This window comes from Streptomyces cavernae, assembly GCF_004023625.1.
Classification (GTDB): Bacteria; Actinomycetota; Actinomycetes; order Streptomycetales; family Streptomycetaceae; genus Streptomyces; species Streptomyces cavernae.
On record NZ_RPDJ01000110.1, the window covers coordinates 1 to 2,364 of the forward strand.

The window sequence follows — 2,364 nt, forward strand, 5'->3', positions numbered from 1 at the left end:
TGTCGGCGTACACGTGAACGCGGCCAGTCACGTACGAGTGAAAAGGGCCGCTTGTTGAGGCGGTGAGTCCTGTTGCTCGGCAGTCTGCTGCTACTTGGTCAGGGGCGGCGGAGGGCAGCTGACGATGGTCTTGGATTCGCAACGCTGGTTGGAACTCCGGCGTTTTCGTGCCCTGTTCGAGTCCGGTGCGGTGACTTTGACGGAGGTCGCCAAGGAGACGGGCCTGAACCGGAAAACCGTCCGTAAGTATCTGTCCGGGCAGGCGCCGGCCGCGCCGCCGAGGAGGGTGTCGAACGGCCGCCCGCGCAAGAAGGCGGTGGACGAGGTCGCGCCGCTGATCGACGCGATGCTGAGGGCGGAGATCCTCATCAAGGGTGCGGTGGTGCACGAGCGCCTGGTGAAGGACTACGGCTCCACCATCAACTACCAGCGGGTCAAGCTCTATCTGCAGGAGGCCCGTCCACGAGTCGCCGAGGAACTGGGCATCGCGCCGAGGGAGTTGGCGGGCATGCACCGCCGCTTCGAGGTCGTGCCCGGGGCCCAGGCCCAGGTTGACTGGGGCGACGAAGGCAGCGTCCTCGCCCATCTGGGCGTCCCGAAGGTCTATTCGTTCCACATGACGCTGTCGTACTCCCGCGACCCGTTCTGCTGCTTCACCACCGGTCAGGATCTGCAGACCTTCTTCGACTGCCACCGGCGGGCGTTTGCCCACTACGGCGGGGTGCCGATGTCGATCGTCTATGACCGGACCAAGACGGTCGTGCGCCGGTATGTCGCGCCAGGTGAAGCGGTCCCGCTGCATCCGGAAGCGGTGGGTTTCGCCGGCCATTACGACTTCGACATCGACGTGCTGGCCGCCTACCGGCCCACCGGCAAGGGCCGGGTCGAGCGCCAGGTCCTGATCGTCCGCGACCACGTGCTCGCCGGACGGGCCTTCTCCTCGATCGAGGAGATGGACGCCGCGTTCATGGCCTGGGTGCCGCAGCGACGGGCCCGCACCCATGCAACCCACCACGAGGTCATTGGACACCGGGCGGCCCGCGACCACGCGGCCCTCAAGCCGCTGCCGCCCAGCCCCTATCTGGTGGCCGAACGGCAGCTGCGGCATGTCGGCAAGGACTGCCTTGTCGTCTTCGACGGCAATCTCTACTCGGTCCCGGCGCGCAAGGTCCGCCCCCGCCAGCTGGTGGAGGTCCGGGCTACCAAGTCGCAGATCAGCCTGCACTCGGCCACTCCGACTGCTGACAGCGACAGCCTGCTGGCCGTCCATGCAAGGGCTGTCGGCCGTGGTGTCCGCGTCGTTGACGAGAGTCACTGGAGCGGGCTGCCCGAGGGGAACAACCGGCGGACCACGACCGAGGTGTCCTTCTTGCCGCCGCAGCGGAACAGCACTGCCGGGCAGGACAGCGGACCGCTTCAGGCCCTGCTCAACCGGGCCGCGGCCACCCGGATCGAGGTCGGCCGCCGGCCGCTGTCGGTCTATGACGAACTCACCGGCACCCGGCCCTTCAACTCCCGCCCCCAGAGCAAGGAATCGTCTTGAGCGAGCTGACCGGCAACCGTATCCGCACCACGGCCACCAAGCTCGGCCTGCCCCATCTCGCCGACGGGCTGGACCAGTTGGCCCGCCGGGCCGAGGAGGGCAAGCTCGGCTATCTCGACTTCCTCGACCTGGTGCTGTCCGAGGAGCTCGCGGTCCGCGACGACCGCCGCTTCCGCCGGTCTTTGCTGTTCTCCAAGCTGCCGCACCACAAGACGCTGGACGACTACGACTTCTCGTTCCAGCCCGACCTCGACCCGCGCAAGGTCAAGGACCTGGCCACCCTCTCGTTCGTCGAGGCCAAGGCCAATGCGGCCCTGCTGGGTCCGCCCGGGGTGGGCAAGACCCATATCGCGGTCGCCCTGGCGGTCGCGGCCTGCCGGGCCGGGTTCTCGGTCTACTTCACCACCCTCGACGACATGGTCCGCCATCTCAAGGCCGCCGAGGCTGCGGGGCGGCTGACCAGCAAACTCGGATCCTACCTGCGGCCCGGCGTTCTCGTGGTCGATGAAGTCGGCTACCAGCCCCTCGAACGCGCCGAGGCGAACCTGGTCTTCCAGGTCATCTCCAAGCGTTACGAGAAGGGCTCGATCATCCTGACCTCGAACAAGACCTTCAGCGAATGGGGACAGGTGTTCGGTGACGAGGTCCTCGCCACCGCGATCCTCGACCGGCTCCTGCACCACTGCGACGTCGTCGCGATCAACGGCCCCAGCTACCGGCTCAAGAACCGCCTCAAAGCCATCGAACGGGACACCAACGTGGCCTGACCATTGGCCGCGTTCAAACGTACCGGCCCGGCCGCATCGGAGAGTACGCGGACA

Annotated in this window: 2 protein-coding genes; both read left to right on the forward strand. The window is 67.3% G+C overall.

Going from position 1 to position 2,364, the window contains the following annotated elements; all coding sequences use genetic code 11:
* Positions 1 to 190 precede the first annotated feature (190 nt).
* On the forward strand, positions 191 to 1,543 hold the full coding sequence (gene istA / locus EF387_RS46350; RefSeq protein ID WP_476691256.1) for an IS21 family transposase: 1,353 nt from the start codon (positions 191 to 193) through the stop codon (positions 1,541 to 1,543).
* Complete coding sequence (istB, locus tag EF387_RS46355) at positions 1,540 to 2,310, forward strand: IS21-like element helper ATPase IstB (RefSeq protein WP_128382574.1); 771 nt, start codon at positions 1,540 to 1,542, stop codon at positions 2,308 to 2,310. Before istA ends, istB begins: the two co-directional genes overlap by 4 nt.
* The last annotated feature ends 54 nt before the right edge of the window (positions 2,311 to 2,364 follow it).